At 75.2% G+C, this 22,288-nt stretch carries 26 protein-coding genes and 1 tRNA gene; 3 read left to right on the top strand and 24 right to left on the bottom strand.

Annotated elements, in window-relative coordinates; translation table 11 throughout:
* Positions 1–93: 93 nt before the first annotated feature.
* The 4 genes from AB1207_RS21575 to AB1207_RS21560 are packed head-to-tail and all read right to left on the bottom strand — an operon-like array spanning position 94 to position 4,258.
* Positions 94–1,497, bottom strand: coding sequence for an NtaA/DmoA family FMN-dependent monooxygenase (locus tag AB1207_RS21575; RefSeq protein WP_367640646.1), 1,404 nt, complete (start codon positions 1,495–1,497; stop codon positions 94–96).
* 16 nt (positions 1,498–1,513) lie between these two features.
* Entirely contained in the window at positions 1,514–2,608 is a 1,095-nt protein-coding gene (locus tag AB1207_RS21570) for an ABC transporter substrate-binding protein (protein WP_367640644.1), read from the bottom strand.
* A 37-nt stretch (positions 2,609–2,645) separates the two neighbouring features.
* Positions 2,646–3,419 carry an ABC transporter permease gene (locus AB1207_RS21565; RefSeq protein WP_367640643.1) on the bottom strand — a complete coding sequence of 258 codons (774 nt, stop codon included), beginning with the start codon at positions 3,417–3,419 and terminating at the stop codon, positions 2,646–2,648.
* A complete protein-coding gene (locus AB1207_RS21560) occupies positions 3,416–4,258 on the bottom strand; it encodes an ABC transporter ATP-binding protein (RefSeq protein ID WP_367640642.1) in 843 nt (280 codons plus the stop codon). Before AB1207_RS21560 ends, AB1207_RS21565 begins: the two co-directional genes overlap by 4 nt.
* 96 nt (positions 4,259–4,354) lie before the next feature.
* On the opposite strand from AB1207_RS21560, the gene AB1207_RS21555 reads away from it, so the two are divergent.
* From AB1207_RS21555 to AB1207_RS21545, 3 genes are read left to right on the top strand one after another with little or no spacing between them, the layout of a single operon-like run.
* Entirely contained in the window at positions 4,355–5,521 is a 1,167-nt protein-coding gene (locus AB1207_RS21555; protein WP_367640640.1) for a glycerol dehydrogenase, read from the top strand.
* Between the two features lie 2 nt (positions 5,522–5,523).
* The gene (locus AB1207_RS21550; protein ID WP_367640639.1) at positions 5,524–5,862 is read left to right on the top strand and encodes a YnfA family protein; all 339 of its coding nucleotides are present in this window, start codon (positions 5,524–5,526) and stop codon (positions 5,860–5,862) included.
* 42 nt (positions 5,863–5,904) lie between these two features.
* Positions 5,905–6,471, top strand: a complete 567-nt coding sequence (locus AB1207_RS21545) for a TetR/AcrR family transcriptional regulator (protein ID WP_367640637.1) — start codon at positions 5,905–5,907, stop codon at positions 6,469–6,471.
* A gap of 79 nt (positions 6,472–6,550) precedes the next feature.
* Here the strand turns inward: AB1207_RS21545 and AB1207_RS21540 are convergent.
* The 20 genes from AB1207_RS21540 to AB1207_RS21445 form a co-directional block, all read right to left on the bottom strand.
* Positions 6,551–6,624 (bottom strand) — tRNA-Pro (locus tag AB1207_RS21540).
* 42 nt (positions 6,625–6,666) lie between these two features.
* Positions 6,667–8,169, bottom strand: a complete 1,503-nt coding sequence (gene der / locus AB1207_RS21535; RefSeq protein WP_437179001.1) for a ribosome biogenesis GTPase Der — start codon at positions 8,167–8,169, stop codon at positions 6,667–6,669.
* Positions 8,166–8,930 carry a lysophospholipid acyltransferase family protein gene (locus AB1207_RS21530; protein WP_367640635.1) on the bottom strand — a complete coding sequence of 255 codons (765 nt, stop codon included), beginning with the start codon at positions 8,928–8,930 and terminating at the stop codon, positions 8,166–8,168. Before AB1207_RS21530 ends, der begins: the two co-directional genes overlap by 4 nt.
* Positions 8,927–9,673, bottom strand: a complete 747-nt coding sequence (cmk, locus tag AB1207_RS21525) for a (d)CMP kinase (RefSeq protein WP_437179004.1) — start codon at positions 9,671–9,673, stop codon at positions 8,927–8,929. Before cmk ends, AB1207_RS21530 begins: the two co-directional genes overlap by 4 nt.
* A gap of 100 nt (positions 9,674–9,773) precedes the next feature.
* Complete coding sequence (locus AB1207_RS21520) at positions 9,774–10,886, bottom strand: prephenate dehydrogenase (protein ID WP_367640631.1); 1,113 nt, start codon at positions 10,884–10,886, stop codon at positions 9,774–9,776.
* A 15-nt stretch (positions 10,887–10,901) separates the two neighbouring features.
* Positions 10,902–11,264: a chorismate mutase gene (gene aroH / locus AB1207_RS21515; protein ID WP_367640630.1), complete on the bottom strand. Its 363-nt coding sequence runs from the start codon at positions 11,262–11,264 to the stop codon at positions 10,902–10,904.
* 47 nt (positions 11,265–11,311) lie between these two features.
* Positions 11,312–12,307: a pseudouridine synthase gene (locus AB1207_RS21510; protein ID WP_367640629.1), complete on the bottom strand. Its 996-nt coding sequence runs from the start codon at positions 12,305–12,307 to the stop codon at positions 11,312–11,314.
* The gene (gene scpB, locus AB1207_RS21505) at positions 12,304–13,056 is read right to left on the bottom strand and encodes an SMC-Scp complex subunit ScpB (protein WP_367640758.1); all 753 of its coding nucleotides are present in this window, start codon (positions 13,054–13,056) and stop codon (positions 12,304–12,306) included. The genes AB1207_RS21510 and scpB overlap by 4 nt, the downstream gene beginning before the upstream one ends.
* Before the next feature lie 41 nt (positions 13,057–13,097).
* Complete coding sequence (locus tag AB1207_RS21500) at positions 13,098–14,003, bottom strand: segregation and condensation protein A (protein WP_367640628.1); 906 nt, start codon at positions 14,001–14,003, stop codon at positions 13,098–13,100.
* A gap of 52 nt (positions 14,004–14,055) precedes the next feature.
* Positions 14,056–14,952: a LysM peptidoglycan-binding domain-containing protein gene (locus tag AB1207_RS21495; protein WP_367640627.1), complete on the bottom strand. Its 897-nt coding sequence runs from the start codon at positions 14,950–14,952 to the stop codon at positions 14,056–14,058.
* Complete coding sequence (locus AB1207_RS21490; protein WP_367640625.1) at positions 14,949–16,097, bottom strand: hypothetical protein; 1,149 nt, start codon at positions 16,095–16,097, stop codon at positions 14,949–14,951. Before AB1207_RS21490 ends, AB1207_RS21495 begins: the two co-directional genes overlap by 4 nt.
* Positions 16,097–16,696, bottom strand: a complete 600-nt coding sequence (locus AB1207_RS21485; RefSeq protein WP_367640623.1) for a hypothetical protein — start codon at positions 16,694–16,696, stop codon at positions 16,097–16,099. Before AB1207_RS21485 ends, AB1207_RS21490 begins: the two co-directional genes overlap by 1 nt.
* Complete coding sequence (locus AB1207_RS21480; protein ID WP_367640622.1) at positions 16,693–17,169, bottom strand: pilus assembly protein TadG-related protein; 477 nt, start codon at positions 17,167–17,169, stop codon at positions 16,693–16,695. Before AB1207_RS21480 ends, AB1207_RS21485 begins: the two co-directional genes overlap by 4 nt.
* The gene (locus AB1207_RS21475; RefSeq protein ID WP_367640620.1) at positions 17,166–17,582 is read right to left on the bottom strand and encodes a TadE/TadG family type IV pilus assembly protein; all 417 of its coding nucleotides are present in this window, start codon (positions 17,580–17,582) and stop codon (positions 17,166–17,168) included. The genes AB1207_RS21480 and AB1207_RS21475 overlap by 4 nt, the downstream gene beginning before the upstream one ends.
* Positions 17,579–17,986 carry a TadE/TadG family type IV pilus assembly protein gene (locus AB1207_RS21470; RefSeq protein WP_367640618.1) on the bottom strand — a complete coding sequence of 136 codons (408 nt, stop codon included), beginning with the start codon at positions 17,984–17,986 and terminating at the stop codon, positions 17,579–17,581. Before AB1207_RS21470 ends, AB1207_RS21475 begins: the two co-directional genes overlap by 4 nt.
* A complete protein-coding gene (locus tag AB1207_RS21465; protein WP_367640616.1) occupies positions 17,983–18,234 on the bottom strand; it encodes a hypothetical protein in 252 nt (83 codons plus the stop codon). Before AB1207_RS21465 ends, AB1207_RS21470 begins: the two co-directional genes overlap by 4 nt.
* Before the next feature lie 63 nt (positions 18,235–18,297).
* Positions 18,298–19,260: a type II secretion system protein gene (locus AB1207_RS21460; RefSeq protein WP_367640614.1), complete on the bottom strand. Its 963-nt coding sequence runs from the start codon at positions 19,258–19,260 to the stop codon at positions 18,298–18,300.
* Entirely contained in the window at positions 19,257–20,132 is an 876-nt protein-coding gene (locus AB1207_RS21455) for a type II secretion system F family protein (RefSeq protein WP_367640612.1), read from the bottom strand. Before AB1207_RS21455 ends, AB1207_RS21460 begins: the two co-directional genes overlap by 4 nt.
* On the bottom strand, positions 20,129–21,451 hold the full coding sequence (locus tag AB1207_RS21450) for a TadA family conjugal transfer-associated ATPase (protein WP_367640611.1): 1,323 nt from the start codon (positions 21,449–21,451) through the stop codon (positions 20,129–20,131). Before AB1207_RS21450 ends, AB1207_RS21455 begins: the two co-directional genes overlap by 4 nt.
* Positions 21,448–22,287 carry a hypothetical protein gene (locus AB1207_RS21445; RefSeq protein ID WP_367640610.1) on the bottom strand — a complete coding sequence of 280 codons (840 nt, stop codon included), beginning with the start codon at positions 22,285–22,287 and terminating at the stop codon, positions 21,448–21,450. Before AB1207_RS21445 ends, AB1207_RS21450 begins: the two co-directional genes overlap by 4 nt.
* Between the last annotated feature and the right edge of the window lies 1 nt (position 22,288).

The following is a 22,288-nucleotide window of genomic DNA, read 5'->3' as shown; positions in this document are numbered from 1 at the left end:
TAGGTCCGCTCCAGCCCCGCCCGCCCCTGGGATTCGCGTGGCCCCACGACCAGCCACTGGTCAGCCACCGGTCAGCCACCGGTCAGCCACCGGTCAGCCACGTCGCCCACCTCCGTGCTCACCGGACCGGGTCGGGGACGCGCCGGGACGCGGGTGGCGGTGCGCGGCGGCGGGGTGCGTGCGGGGCAGGACGGGCGAGCCCGATCCCGTGAGGCGTTCGCGCAGCGTCTCCCCGTCCCGGTACCCGTCGGCGAGAACCCCCCGGGCCCGCAGCAGGGGCAGCACCTCCTCGACGAACTCGAGGGTCGAGGTGGGTTGCAGGACCGGGGACAGCAGGACGCCGTCGAGGTCGGCCCCCTCGGCCAGGGCGCAGATCTCGTCCGCCACCTCCTGCGCCGTCCCCACGATCGGCTGCGCCCCGACGCCGTGGGTGCGCCAGGCGTCCAGGACGTCCCCGACCGTCCGGCCCGCGAAGCGCTCGAGCTGCGTGCGCGACAACTCGGTGCGCAGGTCGGCCATGGGGGTCCCGGGGGGGTGGGCCGACAGGTCGATCCCGGTGAACATCGCGTAGCTCGCCACCGTCGCCTCCGGCGTCTGGCACCGCAGCACCGACGCGTGGCGGCGCCGGGCGTCACCGGGGCTGGCGCCGACGACGCAGGAGACGGCGGCCATCACCTGCACGTCCGAGGCCGCCCGTCCCGCCGCGACCGCCTCGGCGCGAACGGCGGAGGCGTGCCGGCGCAGGTCCGCCGCCGGACCGCTGCCGATGAAGACCGCCTCCCCGTGGCGGCCCGCCAGCCGCCGCCCCGCGGTGGACGCGCCGGCCTGGAACAGCACGGGTGTGCCCTGCGGGGAGTAGGGCGCGTTGCCGTACCCCTGGGAGCGGAAGAACCGGCCCGCGTGCTCCACGGGGTGCACCTTGGCCGGATCGGCGAACCGTCCCCGCTTGTCCCTCGTGAGCGCGTCCGGCTCCCAGGCGCCCTCCCAGTACGCGTAGGCCACCTCGAGGAACTCCTCGGCCATGGCGTACCGCTCGTCGTGGGCGACCATGTCCATGCCGAAGGCCCGCACGGCGGTCTCCGCGGTCCCGGTCGTGACGATGTTCCAGCCGAGCCGGCCACCGGACAGGTGGTCCAGGGTCGCCATCCGGCGCACGAACGCGTAGGGGGGTTCGACCAGGACGGACCCGGTCACCACCAGCCCGAGGTTCCTCGTGGTGGACAGCAGCGCCGAGGCGACGACCACGGGGTCCAGCCGGGGCAGGTCCAGGCTCTCCTGCGTGGCGACGGGCGGCCGGACACCGTCGATCTCCGCCCACCCCCAGGCGTCGCCCAGGAAGAGGAAGTCGAACCCGGCGTCCTCCAGCACCTCCCCGAGGTCCCGCCAGTACCGGAGGTCGTCGAAGCGGTGCCGCTGGTCGTCCTCGTGGCGCCACGTCACGGTGCCCCCGACGTTCGCGGCGACGTTCTCGAACAGTCCGAGCTTCAGCTGCTTCACCGTTCGCGACCTCTCCTCACGGGACCGGCCAGACCAGCTGGCCCTGGGAGTACAACGAAGGCACCAGGTCCGGGACGACGACCTCCGCCAGGTCCGGCACCGCGGGGATCTGGCCCATCTGCACGAGGAACTCCCCCTCGGTGCGGGCCGACGCCTCGTCGATCTGCCCGAGCACCTGCCCCTGCGGGAGCGAGGAGTCGACGAGCTTCGTCTCCGTCTGCCACACCTGCACGTTGTGCGCGGTGTCGTACCCGGCCTGCGAGAGCGAGGCTGCGTCCGCGACGCACTCGTCGGCGTGCTGCTCGCAGTAGGAGTAGGCGCGCAGCTGGGCGCGCAGGAAGTCCTCGACCGCGGTGCGGTGCTCGGCGAGGAACTGCGGGTTGACGATGGTCGTCGCCATGGAGCCGGGGACCCCGTAGTCCTCGGGGTTCCACTCGGTGATCTTCTCGCCCTTGGCTGCGAGCGTGAGGGGTTCGTTGGACTTGTACCCCGTGAGGGACTGCACCTGCCCGCGGACGAGGACGGTGGGGTCGAACCCGACGGTGACCTGCTTGACCTTCGCGACGTCGACGCCGGCCGTGCGCAGCATCGCCTCGATCGTCACCGGCAGCGCGCCCTTCTGCCCCAGCGTGGTGCCCTCGAGCTGCTTGAGGTCGGTGATGTCGGGCTCGGTCATGAGCGTCGCCACGGGCACGTGCCCGAACATCGCGACGGCCTGCACGTCGACGCCGTTGGACACGTTGACGAGGACGTCGCCGTTGCCCGCGATCGAGGAGATCTTCGCGGTGCCCGCGGCGACGAGCTGGGCGTTCTGCGCCGTCTCGCCCGTCCCGGGCTGGAGGTCGACGTCGAGGCAGACGTCGTCGAAGTACCCGAGGGCCTTGGCCGCGATCGGGTCCAGGATGCTGGCCGAGGCCTGGAACTGGTACCCCGTGACGTAGGTGACCTTGCCGGCCGCCTCGTTCTGCCGGCACCGCTCCGCCGAGACCGCCGACCCGCGGGTGCCGGTGGGCGTGGACCCGCCGTCGGGTCCGGTCGCCGACCCGCTGCAGCCGGCCAGGAGCAGGACGGCGGCCGCGCCGACGGCGAGGGCGGTGCGGGTGGTGTTCACGGCGGCTCCTGGGCGGTTCTCGGTCGGGGCGGGTTTCTCAGCGGTTCTGGGACTCGTGCCAGGCCAGGGCCCGGCGTTCCACGGTCGTGACGAGCAGCAGCATGAGGGACCCCATGAGCGCCAGGCACGCGATGGCGGCGAACACGCGGTCGAGCTGGGAGTTCGAGCTGGCCACGCTGATGAGGGTTCCCAGGCCCGACTGCGCCCCCGCGGCCGCGAACTCCGCGACGACGGCCCCGACGAGGGAGAGCGGGAAGACCACGCGCAGCGCGGCGAACACGTACGGCAGGGCGCTGGGGAACCGCAGCCGGACGAGGACGTCGAGGCGGGAGGCGTCCACGGTGCGGAACACCTGCAGCACGTGCCGGTCCACCGACCGCAACCCCGTCACGGTGTTCATGAGGACGGGGAAGAACGTGATGAGCCCGGTCACGATGACCTTCGGCGTCAGGCCGAACCCGAAGGCGACGACCAGAGCGGGAGCGATCGCCACGACGGGCGTGACGTTGAGGACGACCGCCAGCGGGGTGACCCCGCGCCGGACGAGGCCGGACTCGCCCACGAGGACCGCGAGCAGCACCGCGCAGACGGTGCCGGCGGCCAGCCCGAGCAGCGCCTCCTGCAGCGTGGTCCACGCGTTCGCGAGGTAGAGCTCCGGCTGCTCGAGGAACTGCCGGCCCACGCTGGACAGCGTCGGCAGCACGTACGGGTTGTCCCGCGCCACCCAGGTCCACAGCAGCCCGACGACCACGACCGCCACCACCGCGGGCAGCCAGGTCCGCGGGTGCACGATCCGGGCCACTCCCCTCACGCCACCTCCCGGCCCGTGGGGGTTCCGGACACCGGGTCCCACGCCGTCTCCAGCAGTGCGCGCACGCGGTGCTCGTGCTCGTGCATCGCGGCCGTGTCGAGCTGGCCGTGGTGGCGCGGGCGGTCCAGGTCGACGTCCACGACGCCGGCGACACGCCCCGGGGCCGCGGCCATGACGACCACGGTGTCCGACAGGAGCACGGCCTCGGCGATGGAGTGCGTGACGAACACGACCGTCGTCCGCAGTTCCTGCCAGACGTCGAGCAGCTGCAGCTGGGCGGACTCGCGGGTGAACTCGTCGAGGGCGGAGAACGGCTCGTCCATGAGGAGGACGTCGGGTTCGAGCGCGAAGGCGCGCGCGAGCGCCGTCCGTTGCTGCATCCCGCCCGACAGCTGCCCGGGGCGGCGGGTCAGCACGTCGCCCAGGCCCAGCCGGGTCAGCAGCGCGACGGGGTCGGACGCCAGCCCCCGCCGGGCCTCGCTCCGGCTCGCCGAACGGTTCACCTTCTCCAGGACGCGGACGTTGCCCAGGACGTCGAGCCAGGGCAGCAGGGCCGGGACCTGCGGGACGAAGCCGAGCACCTTGGCCGCGCGGGCCTCGTCCGTCGTGCGCCCGCAGATCCGGACGTTCCCGGCGTCGGGGGCCTCCAGGCCGGCGATGAGCCGCAGCAGGGTCGACTTGCCGCAGCCCGAGGGCCCGATGACGCTGACGAACCGCCCGCGCGGCACCTGCAGGTCGACGTGGGCGAGCGCCCGGACGGCGTCCGGCCCCGTCCCGTAGGTCTTGCAGGCGTCGTTGACGGCCACGAAGGGACCGTCGGACGGCGGCTCGCTGGACATGCGGTGACCCTACTCAGCGCCCGGCCCCGGGACTGCGAGGCCCCGAGCGGTGCGCCTAGGCTCCGCAGTCCCAGACCGTGCGATCGAGGAGGATCCGTGTCCGAGCCGACCACCCCACCCGCCCCGCGCGTGCGCAGCCTCCTCAGCCCGGGCCGCTACGTGCAGGGCCCCGGCGCCCTCGCCCGCCTCGGCGGGCACCTCGCCGACCTGGGCTCCACGCCCGTCCTCGTCGCCGACGACGTGGTGTGGGGGCTCGTGGGCCACGACGTGACGGCCTCGGTGCAGGGCGCCGGGCTGCCGGTGCACCGCGACGTCTTCCGCGGCCTGGCGACGGCAGCCACGATCGACCGCCTCGTCGGCGTCGTCCGCGAGCTCGGCGCCGACGTCCTCGTCGGGGTGGGCGGCGGCAGCACGCTGGACTCCGTCAAGGCCGCGGGGCACCTGGCGGGCATCCGCTGGGCCAGCGTGCCGACGGTGGCCTCGACCGACGCGCCCACGTCGGCCCTCGCCGTCGTCTACACCGCCGACGGCGCGTTCGAGGAGTACCGGTTCTTCCCCCGCAACCCCGACCTCGTGCTCGTCGACACCCAGGTCGTCGCGAACGCCCCGGCGGCCCTGCTCGCAGCGGGGGTCGGCGACGCGCTCGCGACGTGGCTGGAGGCGCGCGCGACCGCTGCCTCGGGGTCGACGACGATGGCCGGCGGCGCGCCGACCCTGGCCGGCACCGCGCTCGCGCGCCTGTCGTGGGACGTGCTGTGGGACAACGCGTTGCCCGCCCTGGACGCCGTCCGCGACCACCTGGTGACCCCGGCCGTGGAGAAGGTCGTCGAGGCCAACACGCTGCTGTCCGGGCTCGGGTTCGAGTCCGGTGGCCTGGCCGCCGCCCACGCCGTCCACAACGGGCTGACGGCGGCCCCGCAGGCGCACGGCCTCGCGCACGGGCAGAAGGTGAACCTCGGGTCGGTGACGCAGCTCGTGCTGGAGGGCGCCCCGACGAGCGAGATCCGCGACTTCGTCGAGTTCACGACCCGGGTGGGGCTGCCGAACACCCTGACCGAGGTGGGCCTGGGCGTCGACGACGTGGACGTGCTGCGGGCGGTCGCGCAGGCCGCGACGGTGCCGGGCGAGACGATCCACAGCATGCCGTTCCCCGTCCGCGCCGACGACGTGGTCGCCGCGCTGCGGTCGGTCGAGCGCTTCTCCACCCGGGTGCGCGCCGAGGCCGGCCTGCCCGCCCCCGTCCGCCACGTCGCACCGCACTGACCGTGGACGTGCTGCGCTCCGTCGTGCTCTTCCTCCTGGCGGCGCTGTTGGAGATCGGCGGGGCGTGGCTCGTCTGGCAGGGTCTGCGCGAGCACCGGGGCCTGCTGTGGGTCGGGGCGGGGGTCGTCGCGCTCGGGCTGTACGGCGTCGTCGCCACGCTGCAGCCGGACGCGTCCTTCGGGCGGATCCTGGCGGCCTACGGCGGGGTGTTCGTCGCCGGCTCGCTGGTCTGGGGCGCCGTCGTCGACGGGTACCGACCGGACCGCTGGGACGTCGCGGGAGCGCTCGTCTGCCTCGCCGGCATGGGGATGATCATGTACGCGCCGCGGTCCGGGGCCTGAGCGGTCCGAGGGCCTCTCCGCGCGAGGGTAGGGTCACCGGCCATGGATGCGAGGGCGCAACGGAGCCTCGAACGCCTCTCGGCGGCGGTGCTGGAGCTGGCGGCGGACAAGGCGCCGGAGACCCTCTCGGTGAGTGAGATCGCCCGCGCCGCAGGCGTGCACCGCTCCACGTTCTACGAGCACAGCGACTCCCCCTCGACCCTGCTGCGGGCCGTCCTGCGCGACGAGCTCGACGACGCCCGGCAGCGCCACCTGGAGGGTCCGGCCGACCGCGACTGGTCCCGGGCGGTCGCCGCCGTCACCCGGGAGGTGCTGGACCACCTGGAACGGCACCGGGCCGTCTACCTGCGCAGCCTCGCCAGCCCGGCGGACGGGACGCTGCGCACGCTGCTGGCGGAGCACTTCCGCGCCTCGATCCTGCTGCTGTCCGAGCGCGGTGTCCTGCACTCCCCCGTCCGCGACGTCGACCTCGCGGCCCGGTTCGTCTCCGAGGGGACGGTCGGTGCCGTGTCGGTGTGGCTCGCCCAGGACGAGCGCGACCCCGAGGCGTTCCTCGAGGCCTTCGCCCACCTCGTGCCGCCGTGGTGGCCGCTGCGCGCGGCGGGCTGAGGCCTTGCGCCGCGGGAGGGCGGCGGGAACGAGAAGAGCGGGTGCCCACCTGTCGGTGGACACCCGCTCTGCGATCCGGTCGGGCTGACAGGATTTGAACCTGCGACCCCTTGACCCCCAGTCAAGTGCGCTACCAAGCTGCGCCACAGCCCGAATCGACCCGCCCTCAACGAGCGAGCCGGGTAGAACCTTACCTCATCGCTTGCGCTTCTCCCGCACCCGCACGCTCAGCTCGATCGGCGTGCCGGTGAAGCCGAACTCCTCGCGCAGCCGGCGCTCGATGAACCGGCGGTAGCCGGCCTCGAGGAACCCGCTGGCGAACACGACGAAGCGCGGCGGCCGGGTGGAGGCCTGCGTGCCGAAGAGGATGCGCGGCTGCTTGCCGCCCCGCACGGGGTGCGGGTGCGCGGCCACGATCTGCCCGAGGAAGGCGTTGAGGCGCCCCGTGGGGATGCGGGTCTCCCAGGACTCCAGCGCCGTGTCGATCGCCGGGACGAGCTTCTCCATGTGCCGGCCCGTCTGGGCCGACACGTTCACCCGGGGGGCCCAGGGGATCTGGACGAGCTCCTTCTCGATCTCGCGCTCGAGGTAGTGCCGGCGCTCCTCGTCGGTGAGGTCCCACTTGTTGTAGGCCACGACGACCGCGCGACCGGACTCCACGACGGTCGAGATGATCCGGATGTCCTGCTCGGCGATCGGGACGCTGGCGTCGACGAGGACCACGGCCACCTCGGCCTTCTCCAGCGCCGTCTGCGTGCGCAGCGAGGCGTAGAAGTCGGCGCCCTTGGTGAGGTGCACTCGGCGCCGGATGCCCGCGGTGTCGACGAAGCGCCAGGTGCGGCCGCCGAGCTCGATGAGCTCGTCGACCGGGTCGCGCGTCGTCCCCGCGGTGGGGTGCACGACCACCCGTTCGGACCCGGCCAGCTTGTTGAGCATCGAGCTCTTGCCGACGTTCGGGCGGCCCAGCAGCGCCACGCGACGGGGGCCACCCTGCTGGGCGTACCCGCCACCGACGGCCGAGACCGCGGGCAGGACCTTCACGGCGGCGTCGAGGACGTCGCCCGTGCCGCGCCCGTGCAGGGCCGAGACGGGGTACGGCTCGCCCAGGCCCAGGGACCACAGCGCGGCCGCGTCGGACTCCTGGCGCGGTCCGTCGACCTTGTTGGCCACGAGCACCACGGGACGACCCGAACGGCGCAGCAGCCGGACGACGTGCTCGTCGCTCGCGGTGGCACCGACGGTGCCGTCCACGACGAACAGGACCGCGTCGGCCAGTTCGATGGCCAGCTCGGCCTGGTCGGCGACGGCGAGGTTCAGCCCCTCGGCCTTGGCCTCCCAGCCGCCGGTGTCGACGAGCGTGAAGTCGCGGCCGGCCCAGTTCGCGGGGTACGCGACGCGGTCGCGGGTGACGCCGGGGACGTCCTCCACGACGGCCTCGCGGCGGCCGATGATGCGGTTCACGAGCGTCGACTTGCCCACGTTCGGGCGGCCGACGACGGCCAGCACGGGCAGCGGCCCGGCGGGTTCCTCGTCCTCCAGCGGCATCCCGTCGGCGTCGAGGAGGGCGACGTCCTCCTCGGACAGGTCGTACTCGTCGAGGCCGACGCGCAGCGCCTGCCCGACGTTCTCGTCCAGCTCGTCCGCGGGTGCGGCCTCGTGGGTCTCGAAGGGTTCCTGCGGGTCGTCGGTGGGGGTCACCGGGTGCCTCCTGGCACGTCGTCGGACGCCATCTCGCCGAGCCCGAGCTCGTCGGCGGCGTCGTCATCGGGAAGTTGGACACCGGTGCGCTGCAGGGAGTCCAGCACGTGACCGGAGAGCTTGACGCGCACCTGTTCGACGGCGGCGGCGAGGGCGACCCGGCCGGGGACGCCGGGTTCCTTGACGACCGTGAAGGGTTCGCCGAAGCAGAACGTCAGCCGGCGCCGCACGGGCGGGACGGACCGGCGCGGTTCACCGGGCAGGTGCGCGCCGAGGCACGCCACGGGGACGACGGGCGCACCGGACTGCAGCGCGATCCAGGCGATGCCGGACCGCACGCTCGCCGCGTCGCCCCGCCCGCGGGTGCCCTCGGGGAACACGCCCGCCGCGCCGCCGGCGGCGAGGACCGCGAGCACCGACTGCAGGGCGTCGCGGTCACCGCGGGTGCGGTCGATGGGGACCTGCCCGGCCTGCAGCAGCGACCAGCCCACGAACCGGTTGAGCGCGGACCCCGTGAACATCTCGCTCTTGACGAGGAAGTGCGCCGGCCTGGGGGTGACGCCGAACAGCAGCGGCCCGTCCATGATCGAGGCGTGGTTGGCGGCGAAGAGGACCGGGCCGGTCCGCGGCACGTTCTCCGCGCCCAGGACGCGGGAGTTCCACACGCCGTGCGCGAGGACCTTGCCGACCCCGCGGGTCCAGGCGAACGGCTCGCCCGGGAGGGAACCGCCGGCGGGGGCGGCGTGGGGACGCAGCTTCACGCGGGACCCCCCGTCCGGTCCGCACGCGCCTGGCGCTCGACGACCTCGAGCACGGCCGCGACGGTCCCCTCGAAGTCCAGCGCGGTCGAGTCCACGGTGACGACCCCGTCGGCGGCCGACGTGAAGGCCGTCGTCCGGGAGTCCACGCGGTCGCGCTCGACGATGCCGCGCCGGGTCGCCTCCAGGGCGTCGGTGTCCGCCGTCCCGAGGTCCTGCCGGGCGCGGCGGGCGAGGCGGACTGACTCGTCGGCCGTCAGCAGGATGCGGACGTCGGCGTCGGGCGCGACGACCGTGGTGATGTCCCGGCCCTCGGCGACGATCCCCGGCTCGCGGCCGGGCTCGGGGTCGACGCAGGCGGCCTCGATGAGGGTGCGCTGGCGCAGCACGAGGTCCTGGCGGACGGCCTGCACGGCCGCCACGGCGCTGACGTTCGCCGTCACCCGGTCCGTCCGCACGGCCTCGGTGAGGTCGACCTCGGCGCCGTCCACCACGGCCGCCACGGTCGGCGCCTGCGGGTCCGTCCCCACGACGAGGGCGACCGTCCGCACGTGGGCGGCGACGGCCGCGGCGTCGGACAGGTCGACCCCGGCCTCGAGCACGGCCCACGTGACGGCGCGGTACATCGCCCCGGTGTCGAGGAACGCGACGCGCAGCGCGGCGGCGGCGGCGCGGCTGACGCTCGACTTCCCGCTGCCGGACGGTCCGTCGACGGCGACGACCAGCGCGGTGGTCACGACGGACACCTCCTGGTGGACGGTCGGGGACGCGACGGGGCCACGGGCAGCAGGGGTGGAGGACACCGGACGAGGTTAGTCGACGCAGGGCCCCGTCCCCGAACGCGCGTCAGCGCGGAACCGTCCACCCACGGCCCCGCAGCGCGTCCACGAGCGGCTCGGCGGACGCCGGCACGACGTCGATGCTCGCCAGGGCCACGGCCTGCCCCTCGGAGTGCTCCAGGCGCAGGTCCTCGAGGTTGACCCCGGCCTCCCCGACGTCGGTGAGGAGACGACCCAGGGCACCGGGGCGGTCGGGGACGACGACGACGACCGTGCGGTACCGCGTGGGGGCGCTGCCGTGCTTGCCGGGGATCCGGTCACGGCCTGCGCCACCGTCGGCGATGACCTGGGCGAGGCGGGCGCGGGCACCGGGGGCGACCGGGTCGTCGGCCAGGGCGCGCAACGCGGTGATGACCTCGTCGAGGTCGGTGCGCAGGGCGTCCAGCACGTCGGCGACGGGGGCGGCGTTGCCGGCGAGGATCTGCGCCCACAACGCCGGGTCGCTGCCGGCGATCCGGGTCACGTCGCGCAGCCCCTGGCCGGCCAGGCCCACGGCCGGTTCGGCCGCCTCCCGCAAGCGGGCGGCGACGAGGCTCGCGGCGACCTGCGGAGCGTGCGAGACCAGGGCGACCGCCTCGTCGTGCTCCTGCGCCGGCATCGTCACCGGGACGCCGCCGCAGTCCGCCGCGAGGTCGCGGACCGCCTGCAGCGCAGCCGGTTCCACGGCGTCGTTGGTGGCGATGACCCACGGCCGCCCGGCGAAGAGGTCCGTGCGCGCGGCGATCGCGCCCGACCGTTCCCGCCCGGCCATCGGGTGCGAGCCCACGTAGCGGGTCAGGTCCGCACCCCGGGCGCGCAGCGCGGCGAGGGGCCCGCCCTTGACGCTCGCGACGTCGGTGACCACGGCCGCCGGGAAGCGCCGGAGCTCCTCGGCCACGACGTCGGCGACCACGTCCGGCGGGCACGCGACGAGCACGAGGGCGGGGTCGTCGTCCGGTCCGGCGAACCGGCCGGCCCCCAGGTCGCGGGCCAGGGCCACGGCCGTCGGCGAGGGATCGGCGAGGACCACGTCGACGTGGCGCATCGTCAGGGCCAGGGCCGCCGACGTGCCGAGCAGCCCCGTCCCGACGACGCGGACGGTGCCGGTCGTGCGGGCGGGGGCCGCGGCGTCGAGGGTCACGGGGTCTCGTCCGGACTACTGCGCGATGTCGCGGCGCAGGGCCTGCGCCCCGTTGAGGTAGACGTGCTTGACCTGCGCGCGCGTGAGCGGGGTCTCGACGTGCGCCATGAGGCGGATGACCCGCGGCATGGAGCGCTCGATCTCCAGCTCCCGCGCGCACATGAGCGGGACGTCGCCCATGCCCAGCTCGCGGGCCGCGACGGCCGGGAACTCCGAGACGAGGTCCGCCGTGGAGGTGAAGATCACGCTGATGAAGTCGTCGAGGGTGAGGTCGTTCGCCCGGATGACCTCCGAGACGAGGTCACGGGTGCGGGCCAGCACCTCCTCGCGCTCGTCGACGTCGACCTGCACCGCTCCACGGACCGCTCTCACCGACACGCGCGGAAGGGTACCGACCTCGGGCGCACCGCCGGGAACACCCTCGCTCACAGCCCCGCGACCGCCATGAGCTGCTGGACCTCACCGCGCGTCAGGCGACGGTTCTTCCCCGGCTTGAGGTCGCCCAGGACGATCGGACCCATCTGCACGCGGACGAGCTTCAGGACGGGGTAGCCCTCGGCTTCCAGCAGCCGGCGCACGACGTGCTTGCGGCCCTCGTGCAGGACGACCTCGACGAGCGCGTACCCGGGCTTGGAGTCCACGAGCTTGAAGGAGTCGACCGAGACGGGACCGTCGTCCAGCTCGATGCCGGCGCGCAGGTTGCGCCCCAGCTCGCGCTTGACGGGACCGCGGACCTCGGCGAGGTAGGTCTTCTGGACGCCGAAGGACGGGTGCTGCAGGCGGTGCGTGAGGGCCCCGTCGTTGGTCAGCAGGATGAGGCCCTCGGTGTCGAGGTCGAGCCGGCCGACGTGGAACAGGCGCTGCTCGCGCGGGCCCACCATGTCGGCGAGGTTCAGCCGGTCCTGCTCGTCGTACATGGTCGACACGACGCCCTTGGGCTTGTTCACCATGATGTAGACGAGCTCGTCGTCGATGGTGAAGCGCATCCCGTCGACGTGGACGACCTGGCGGGTGGGGTCGATGCGGACGCCGAGCTCGGTGACGACCTCGCCGTCCACCGTCACGCGGCCGGCGGCGATCATCTCCTCGCACGCCCGGCGGGAACCGGCCCCGGCCTGGGCGAGCACCTTCTGCAGGCGCACGCCCTCGGGGTCGTGGACGTCGGCGCCCGGCCGCCGGATCGGCGCCGGACCGCGGCGCGGCGGCTGCGGCGCGGGCGCGATCTTGTCCGTCATGCGCTGCGCGGCACCGCGACGGTTCACCGCACCGCCGGTGCGCGGCGTGCCGCCCTTCGCGCCGCCGGCCCGGGGCTTGCCGGAACCCTGTCCCTTGCCGGCCTGGGGGCCCTTGCCACGACCCGTCGCGGGTCGCTGAGGGCGGCCCTGCCCTCGGCCGCCGCCGCGGGGTGCCTGCGGGCTCATGACTGGTCCTCCTGCTGCTGGGGTGCTGGGTCGACGTGCTGTGCGGGCGGGACGGGCTGTGCGAGCTCGCCGGGCTGCCCGGGGAGCTCTCCGGGCCCGTCCACCGACCCTCCATCATCCCCCACCGCGGCGGGAGGTTCGTCCACTCCGGGCTCGGGGACGGGCTCGGCGAGGACCTCGGCGGGTTCGAGGTCGTCCAGCGACACCTCGTCGGGCAGGAAGGGAGCCAGCGGCGGCAGCTCGTCGAGGCTGTCCAGACCCATCCGCTGCAGGAACTCCTCGGTGGTCCGGTAGAGCGTCGCCCCCGAGGTCGCCTCGACCCCGGCCTCGCTGACGAGCCCACGCGTGAGGAGCGTGCGCATGACACCGTCGACGCTGACGCCGCGGACGGCCGAGACGCGGGCCCGGCTGACGGGCTGGCGGTAGGCGACGATCGCGAGCGTCTCGAGCGCGGCCTGGGTCAGCTTGGCCGTCTGGCCGTCGAGGAGGAAGGCCTCGACGACGTCGGCGTGCTCGGCGCGCGAGTACATGCGCCAGCCCCCGGACACCTCGCGCAGCTCGAAACCCCGGCCCTGCTCGGAGTACTCCCCCGCCAGCTCGCGCAGCAGGAGGTCCACCTCGTCGGGCTGCTCCCCCGTCGCCCGCGCGAGGGCGCGGACGGCGACGGGTTCGTCGGCGACCATGAGCACGGCCTCGATCGCCGACCGGACGCGGCGGCCGGCATCCTCCTCGGCCCCGGGCTCCTCGATCTCCTGCGTGACGTCCTGCGTGACGACCTGCGTGACGTCGGTCACGACGCGCTCCCCTCCTGGGCCGATCCCTCGAACTCGTCCAACCCCGACGGCACCGCCGCGGCCGCGGCCCCCTGGTTCGCCTCGGCGTCCGGGTCCCACCGCACCGTCAGCGTCCCGAGCGCCTCGGGTTGTTCCAGCCGGACGCGGCGTTCACGGAACAGTTCCAGCACCGCGAGGAACCGCGCGACGATGACCAGGGTTCCCAGTTCCCCCTCGCCGGCGTCGGCCACGAGGTCGGAGAACGTCGCGGTACCGTTGCGCCGCAACCGGTCGACCATCAGGACGGCCTGTTCCCGGATGCTCACGGCACTGGCGTGCAGGTGGTCCAGCCCCACGACGGGGACGGGTTTCGGCGTGAGCGCCCGCGCCGCGACGGCGGCGAACTGCTCGGGGCTGACGGTGAGGACGAGTTCGGGCAGCAGCTTCTCGAAGTGCGGTTCGAGGGCGACGGCCCGCGGGACGCGCCGGGACGCCTCGGCGAACCGGTCCCCGAGGAGCGCCGCCACCTGCTTGTAGGCGCGGTACTGCAGCAGCCGGGCGAACAGCAGGTCCCGCGCCTCGAGCAGCGCGAGGTCCTCGGCGTCCTCGACCTCCGCGGCCGGCAGCAGCCGGGCCGCCTTGAGGTCGAGCAGGGTCGCGGCCACGAGCAGGAACTCGCTGGCCTCGTCGAGGTCCCAGTCCGCGCCGCCGTCCTTCGCGGCCCGCTGCGCGGCACGGATGTGCGCGATGAACTCGTCGGTCACCCGGGCGAGGGCGACCTCGGTGACGTCGAGCTGGTGCTTGGTGATGAGGCCGAGCAGCAGGTCGAAGGGCCCGGAGAAGTTCGGCAACGAGACGGTGAACCCGCGACGGCCGGTCAGCGGGTTGACGTCCGCTGCGGGGGTCGGGGCGGGGGCGCTCACGCGGACACGGTAGCGACCGCCGGTGCCGGGTCGGTGCGCGCGACCGTGCGCCTCACGCCCGGCCGGCCCCTCCGGGACCCCCGGCCGGGTCGGGCGCGGTCTGCGCGACGGCGTCGGCCGGCAGCAGCAGCGTCCAGCCGGGACGGACGAGGTCCGCGTCGACGAGACGCGACCCGTCGGCCTGCACGCGGTCGCGGTTCAGCTCGAAGACCTCCCGGTAGCGCAGGGGGTCCCCGAGCGTGCGCTCGGCGATGTCCCACAGGCAGTCGTGGTGGCGTCCCTGCGGCGGCTGGACGACGTAGGCGACCAGCCCCGCGTCCGCTTCCCCGTCCGTGGCCGACTCCGTGACCGCGACGGACGCCGCGGGCTCCGCCCACGCCGGGTCGGGCGCCTGCCCCGGTGCGGGTGCCTCGGCGGTCGGCCGGGCCGCGCCCGCTTCGTGCCCGCTGCCCCACCCGGGATCCGGGGAGGCCGTCGCCGTGGTGCTCGCGGCGGACGTCGGCGCCGCCAGCGCGGGGGCGGCGACGGGGATCCCACCGGCCGTGACGAGCAGGACCGCGGCGACGAGCCGCCGGGCCAGCAGGTGCGTCGGGCCGCCGAGGGCGGACCGCGGGGCCGGCGCGCCCGTCACCCAGGCGTGCAGCTCGGCGACGACGCAGACCGCGAAGTGCAGCCACAGCAGCCACAGGACGACCGCGAGGACGTCGAGCAGCGCGGTCGCCGACAGTTCCGCGTCCAGCCAGCTGCGCTGCGGGACGGAGGTGGGCAGCGGGTTCCCGACGAGAGCGACGAGGAACCAGGGGACGCCACCGAGGACGGTGAGCAGCAGGACGCCCGCGGCGGCCCCGCGCAGGAGTTCCCCGGTGCGGGCACCGCGGCTCGAGGCGGCGCGCGGCAGCCGGTCGCCGGGACGCTGGGCGCGTTCCCGCGGGGTCGTGGACGTGGTCACGGGGTTCCTCCGGCTCGGACGGGACTGACGGGGACGACGAGGGTCTGGACCTCGGTGACGCGCAGGTCGACGCGCACCGCGCGCCGCACCTCGCGCAGGACGTCCCAGGTGGCGCCCTCGTCGGCGCTGCTCTCGATGCGCCAGGTCTCGGTGCCGGTGACGGCCCACGTGTCCGGTGCCTGCCCCGTCCCGGCCGCCGACGTGCGCTCGTACCGGAACGAGCAGACGTCCGCTCCAGTGCGGTCGCCCTCCCCCGCCCGCAGTTCCCGTCCGGGTCCCGTGCACGTGACGGGACGGCGTCCGGGTTCACCGGGCTGGACCTCCAGGGAGGTGAGCACTCCACGCATCCGGCTGCGTCCCAACGCGATCGTCGGCGCGGTCGCGGCGACGGCGGAGAACCCGACGGTCTGGCCGATGCGCGGGGTGCGCGAGGGGGTGGTGACGAGGATCCCCTCCACGATGCCGCCGCGGGCCTCCGCACGGGTCGCGTACCGGCGTTGCCCCGCCGTGAGTTCCCACCAGAACCGTGGGCGGTTCCCGTCGCGCCGCAGGAGCGTCACGGTGGACGTGAGCAGCGTGGTGTCCCACGCCGGGGCGAGGGTGCCGGCGTCGGGAGCGGGGCTGAGGCACACGCGCAGGAACTGCTCGGGCAGGTCCACGGGCAGCGGGACCACCGGCGAGGGCACGGCGGTCGGCACGACGTCGGGAACCCCCGTGGGAACCCCCGTGGGAACGTCCGTGGGAACGTCCGTGGGAACACCGGCGGGTTCCGGCGTGGTGGTCTGCACGGGGTTCGGCACGGGCACTGCGGGGGGTTGCGACGTCGGGACGGGCCCCAGGTCGACGGGCCGGGCGTCGGCCGGGGTGAGGTCGTGCTCGCTGCCGGCGGGCAGCAACCAGCACGCCGGCACGGGCGCCCCGCCGAGGAGTTCGGCGTAGCTGCGAGCGGTCCCGCCACCGGCGCAGCGCATCCCGTAGGCACCCGCGGCGCTGGACCACAACGCGCAGGAGCCGGCCGTTCCGTGGACGTCGCCGCCGGCCGACCGCGACCGGGCCGCCCCTGTCTCGGCCGCCTGGGCGTTCCCCGGTGCGGCGAGGACGCCCAGCGCGACCGCGAGCGCCATCGCGAGGGTGCGGGCCCGCATCAGAACCGCTCCACGGTGACGTCGGCGGCCGAGCAGGTCCCGCCGTCGGTGGCCAGGTCGTCGACGAGCCAGCGCCCGTCGACCCGGACGACGACGGCCGTCGCGGTGCCGAAGCGCGGGGCGTTCAGCGGGGAGCCGGTGGCGTCGACCTGCCAGCCGCGGTCCTGCAGGCACAGGCGCAGCTCGACGCGGTCGGCTCCGGCGGTCCGCTGCCCGAGAACGCCGGAGGGGTACGGACCGGGCATCCGGTCGCCCAGGTTGGCCGCGAGCAGCGGCAGGGCCCAGACGCGCGCCGCCGGTGTCAGGGTGGCCGTGAAGCCGGGGACCCGCGCCGGGTCGGCGGTGCCGGCGTTGACGGCGAGGGCCTGCTGGCGCAGGTGCTCGTGCAGCGCGTCGACGGGCCCCGGCCCCTCGGCGACGGCCGTGGACGCCGGGGCGGTGGCGGCAGCGGGGTCGGCAGCGATCGTGGCTGTGGCCGTCGGAGGAGCGGCGGCCGCGGTGGGCGGGGCCAGGGCAGCCGGCTGGCCGCAGCCGGTCAGGGCGAGGGCGGAGACCGCCGTCGCGACCGGCCACCACCTCGTGGACGGGGTCCGGTTCACCGGGCGTCCTCCTCTCGGGTTCCTTCGAAGGGTCGGGCGCTGCCGTCACCGGACGCCCGCAGGTCGTGGACGCCGACGATCCCCAGCAGCGAGGCGGGCAGGACGAGGTCGACGTGGGTGCGCACGACGGTGGGGCGCCCCGCGGGGTCCCCGACCGAGGTCGTGCCGCGGAAGCAGGACGCCGGGTCGGCGATGGGCGCACCCGCGGCGGCGGCCGCGGTGCAGTAGGCCGTGACGCGTGCGGCCACCTGGTCCTCCGGCAGCAGCTGCAGGTCGGGCGCGTCGAGGTCGACGGCCGCGGCGCCCGCGCGGGCCGCCTCCTCGGCGTAGGCGACAGCCCGGGCCCGGGCACTCAGCTGCCGGCCCGCGTCGACGACGAGCCCGGCCAGCAGCAGCAGGACCAGCGCCAGGACGGGCACGGCCGGGGCGATCGAGCCGCCGTCACCCCGCAGGCGCCCCCGCACACGATTCACGACAGCTCCCGGTTGGGGTCCAGCGGCGACGAGAACGCACTGCTGACGGAGAGGTGCCCGGGCAACCCGGGCAGGCCCAGGTCGCCCACGGGGACGGTGCACCGCGCCGTCACGGTCACGGGCCGGCCCGCGACGAACTCCGGCAGCGGGTCCACGACGAGGGAGTCGGCGCACGCACCCGGCGCGACGGCGGCGCGCACGACGACGGCGGCCCGCTGCTGCGCGTCCGCCGCCGACCGGGACGTCGTGGCGGCGCGCGCCGCGTCACGCACGCCGGCGTCGAGCGTCGCGCTGGCCGACGTGTACCGGGCGCAGGCGAGCAGGAACGCCAGGAGCAGCAGCAGGACGGGGGCGACGAGCGTGAACTCCAGCGCGATCGACCCACCGTCCCGGGCGCCCCAGGACCCGGTCACCGGGCGCCCGCGAAGCGTTCGACGGTCCCGGACGCGTGCTGGGTCGTGCGCAGGTCCAGGCCGGGCACGAGGCTCACGACGCGACCGCTCACGGTGACGGTGACGCGGTCGCGGGTCCAGGCCGTCGCCGCGTGCGGTTCCAGGAGGGATTCCCGGCCGACCGTGACGGCGAACTGCTCCACGTGGGCGCGGACGACGGGGTCGGCCGCGGTGGCGAACTGCTCGTCCGGCAGGACGCGCAACTGCGCCACCCCCTCACGGGCGGCGGCCAGCGCCACGGACCGGCCGTAGGCCCACAGGCCGACCTGGATCCCGGTGAACACCAGGAGCAGGAACACCGGCGCGATGAACGCCACCTCCAGCGCGGCGGACCCGCGGTCGCGCGGGCCGAGTGCCGGGTTCACGTTCCGCAGGAGGCGCCGACCGCGACGGTCGCGCAGGTCTGCAGGTCCTTGCTCTTGTCCTGGACGATCTTGTAGACCGCGCCGCCGATGAGCGAGGCGGCCACCACGACGACGGCCGCGATGACGGCCCACTCCAGGGCCGAGGCCCCCGCGTCGCGACCGGTCTCCGCCGCGCGCCGCACGCGCTGCACCAAGGAGGCCAGCGGCGCGGTCCGTCGTGTCGCGGGGTTGCGGGTCGTGCGGGTCATGGGGTTCTCCTCCGGGGTTCTGGGTGGTGCGGGTTCGGGTGGCGCGGGTGGTTCGGGTGGGGTTCACGCGGTGGCCAGCAGGTTGTGCACGGCCGGGAAGGCGAGGAACACCATGAAGGCGGTGCACAGGACGAGCTGGGCGACGAGCATCGACTGCGACTTCTCGCCCGCCTCACCCTCGACCTCGGCCATGTCCTTGCGGCGCAACGTCGCCGCCCGCGCGGCGAGGGAACCGCGGATCGTCGCGCCGTCGTCGGCGGCCAGGGCCAGCGCGCCCGCGAGGTCGACCAGTTCGGGAACCGCGAGTTCCGCACCGAGGTCCCCGAGCGCCTGCCACGGGGTGCCGCCGGCCAACCGGGCACCGGCGAGGGCCTGGCGGATCCGGACGAGCGCCCAGTAGTCGCTGACCGACGCCGACCCGAGGAGCGCCTCGGGCAACCCGCGGCCGCCGGCGAGGTTCATGGCGACCAGGTCGGAGAACACCCCGACCACCCGACGGAAGTCGCGGCGGCGGCGTGCCGCCTCCGCCCGCAGGGCGAGGTCGGGCGCGAGGAACCCGCAGGCACCCAGCAGGAGGGCGAGCGCCAGCGGAACCCCGCCCGGCAGCGGGACGCCCCACGTGCGCAGGACCGCCCAGCACACCGGGACGAGCAGCAGCAGGAGCACCCCGGCGACCAGCTTGGTGGCCAGGAACTCCCCCGTCCCCCGGCCGAGGACGGCGAGGTCGGCGCGGGACCGCCGCAACCGCCAGCCGCGGTCCGCGGCCAGCACCTCGAGCCGGTCACCCAGCCGCGCCACCGTCCGTCCCAGGACGGCGGAGAGGCCGAACACCCCGCGGTCGGGCGCGGTCGAGGCGGCGGCTTCGGCGTCGGACAGCACCCGGCGGTGCGCGGAACGCCGGGCGTCGTCCAACCGCGCGATCCGGGCGCCGACGGACTCGCGCGCGGGGACGAGCGCCGCGGTCAGGACGACGAGTCCGGCGCCGGCGAGCGCGCCCGTCGCGAGGGCGGCCTGGAACTCGCTCACCGGGCCACCTCCCGCACGCCCGCCCGGACGGCGAGGAAACGGTCGTGCGGGTCGACGCGGGCGAGCCGACGCAACCAGGCGAGACCGGCGACCAGGAGGACGGCGACGACGACCAGCGCGAACTGGCCGGTCACCGATCCGTAGGGCGCGACGTAGTCGCGGTTGAACACCGCGAGCAGGCCCATGACGCCGAGGACGATGAGCAGGACGATCTGGACGCTGCGGCGGATGCTGCGGCGGCTGGCCTCGATGCGGCGCCGGACGTCGAGCTCCTCGCGCGTGGAGGCCGCGAGCGCGGTGAGCACGTCGCGCAGACCCGGGCCGCGCAGCCGCGCGTTGAGGACGAGGGCCGCCACGACGACGTCGGCGCTGGGGTCGTCGACGTCGTCGGCGAAGCGCAGCAACGCGTCCGGGAGGGGTTCGCGCACCCGGAGGCGGTCGACCAGGAGGTTCAGGGCCGGTCGCAGGGCCGGCGCCGACGTGGCCGCGGTGGCCGGGATGGCCTGTTCGAGGCCGATGGCGCCGGCGATGGTGTCCCGCAAGGACTCCGTCCACGTGGCGAGGGCCTCGATGCGGGCCGTGCCGCGCTGTTCCTGAGCGCTGCCGCCGAGCAACCGGTGCCAGCCCGCCACGAGGAGGCCGATGCCGACGCCGGCGACGACCCAGCGGGTCAGGACGAGGGCGAGGACCCCGGCGCCGACGGCGAGCAGGACCCGCCGCCCGGACACCGACCGCTGCCGGCCGGGGCGGGAACTGGGCGCGCCGGTCCGGCCGTGCAGACCGAGGACGACGCGGAGGACGCCCCCGCCGGCGACCGTCGCGGTGAGGGCGGCGAGCAGTTCGGGCGCGAGGAGTCCCAGAGCACCGCTCACGAGGCCCACCGCTCCACGGCCGGGGCGACGTAGCCGGCGGCGGCGAGGTCGTCGGCGCACTGCAGCGGGGCGTGCGCCCGGGCCGTCCCGTCCGGGCCGGCCAGGAAGACCTCCGAACTCAGCACCCGCCCGTCGACACCCGTCACCTCGCGCACGCTCGCCACCACGCGGCGCAGCCCGCCGCCGAGGTGGTGGGTGTTCTGCTTGTGCAGGAACACGACGAAGTCGACGGCGCCCGCGACGAGCAGGTGGGTGGCCTCGACGGGGAGGCGTTCGGACGCCTGCAGCGCATAGGTGGCGATGCGGTTGAACACCTCCGCGGAGGAGTTCGCGTGGATCGTCGACAGCGAACCGTCGTTGCCCTGGCTCATGGCGTTGAGCATCGTGACGATCTCGTCGCCGAGGACCTCTCCGACGATGACGCGGCTGGGGTTCATGCGCAGCGAGCGGCGGACGAGGTCCGCCATCGTCACCGCGCCCCGGCCCTCGGAGTTCGGCAGCCGTTCCTCGAAGGCGACGGCGTTGGGGTGCCCGGGCTGGGCGTCGAGGCCGAGTTCCAGGGCGCGTTCGACGGTGATGAGGCGTTCGTGCGGACCGATCTCGGCCGCGAGCGCACGCAGGAGCGTCGTCTTCCCCGAGTTCGTGGAGCCCGCGATCATGATGTTCTTGCGGGCGCGGACGGCGGCGCGCAGGAACTGCGCGAGGTCCTCGGTCATGGTCCCGGAGGCCACGAGGTCGGCGAGCGTGGCGGTCGACAGCCGCGCGCGCCGGATGCTGAGGGCCGGGCGGCGGCAGACGCCCATGACGGCCGAGAGGCGCGACCCGTCGGGCAGCCGGAGGTCCAGCTGCGGGTTCGCGGCGTCGAACGGCCGGCTCGCGAGCCCCACCGTCCCGGCCAGGACCTGGACGAGGTCGACGAGGTCCTCGTCGGACTCGGCGACGGGGTCGTGCAGTTCCTCCCGGCCGTCGGCGTAGCTGACGAAGACGCGGTCGCACCCGTTGACGTCGACGTTCTCGACGTCGGGGTCCTCCAGGAGCGGCTGCAGCCGGCCCACGCCGAACAGGGCGGCGCCCACGGCGGAGGCCACGGACTCCTCCCCGGCCGCGGTGAGGGGTTCCCGGCCGGCGGCGAGCTCGGCGCGGGCGTGGTCCTCGAGGACCTGCACGACGAGGGACCGCGCGAACTGGCGTTCGTCGGCGGTCGACAGCGGCGGCCGTCCGGCGGCGTCCTCGCGGCGGCGGAACGCGGTGAGCCGGTCGGCGACGGCCTGCCGGACGTGGCGGACGAGCTCGTGGTCGGGGCGGTGGGCGGTGCTCACGCGGCGCTCTCCTGGTCGGTCGCGGCAGCGGCGGCGGGGGGCGCGACGGGAAGGCCGGCGACGAGGTCGTCGACGACGGTGCGCCCGGCGCGCACGAGCGCCGTCCGTTCGGGACGGGACACGGGCGCCCCGGCGAAGACCCCGGCACCGGCCGGGTCGTGGGGCAGCCGTCCGAGGTCGTCGACCCAGGGTCCGACGGCGCGCAGAGCCTCGACGGCGGAGGCGGCCTCGCCCGCGCGGCGGCCGGGGTCCCCGACGACGACCACGCCGGTGCGGGGCAGCAGACCGTCGCGGCGGCGCAGGGCGCCGCCCAGGAGGCGGAGCCGGTCTCGCGCGTGCAGGACCGCCGCCACATCGGCGCGGACGAGGAGGACGACGCAGTCGCTGGCGCGCAGCAGGTCCAGGTGGACGGGCGCGGCGCCGACGCGACCGGCGTCGACGAGGACGTCGGTGCTGCGGAGGTCGCCGTCCGCCGCCGACGGGCCGGACAACTCGGCCACGGCGGCGGCGAGCGCCGCCCAGCCCCGTCCGGCCGCGGCCGCCTGTTCCGGGCCGCTCAGGCCGAGGACGACGCGGCTGCCGCCCGCGACGGGCTGCGCCTGCTCCACGACCGACGCGGCGTCCAGGCCCCGGCGGGCGGCGGTGAGCAGCGGCAGCAGCCCCCGGGAGGTGTCGAGGAGCCCGCCGTCGGCGGCGAGGACACGGGCGGCGACGTCGCCGCCGGCCGGGTCGGCCTCCAGCAGGAGCGCCGGTCGCGGCCACAGCGCGGTGGCGAGCAACGCGGTGGTCGTCACGCCCGGGGACCCCTTGGCGGACAGGAAGGTCACGACACCCACG

It is taken from the genome of Kineococcus endophyticus (assembly GCF_040796495.1).
Classification (GTDB): Bacteria; Actinomycetota; Actinomycetes; order Actinomycetales; family Kineococcaceae; genus Kineococcus; species Kineococcus endophyticus.
The sequence above is the reverse complement of the archived record's forward strand: the minus strand, read 5'-3'. Positions and strand labels throughout refer to the sequence as shown.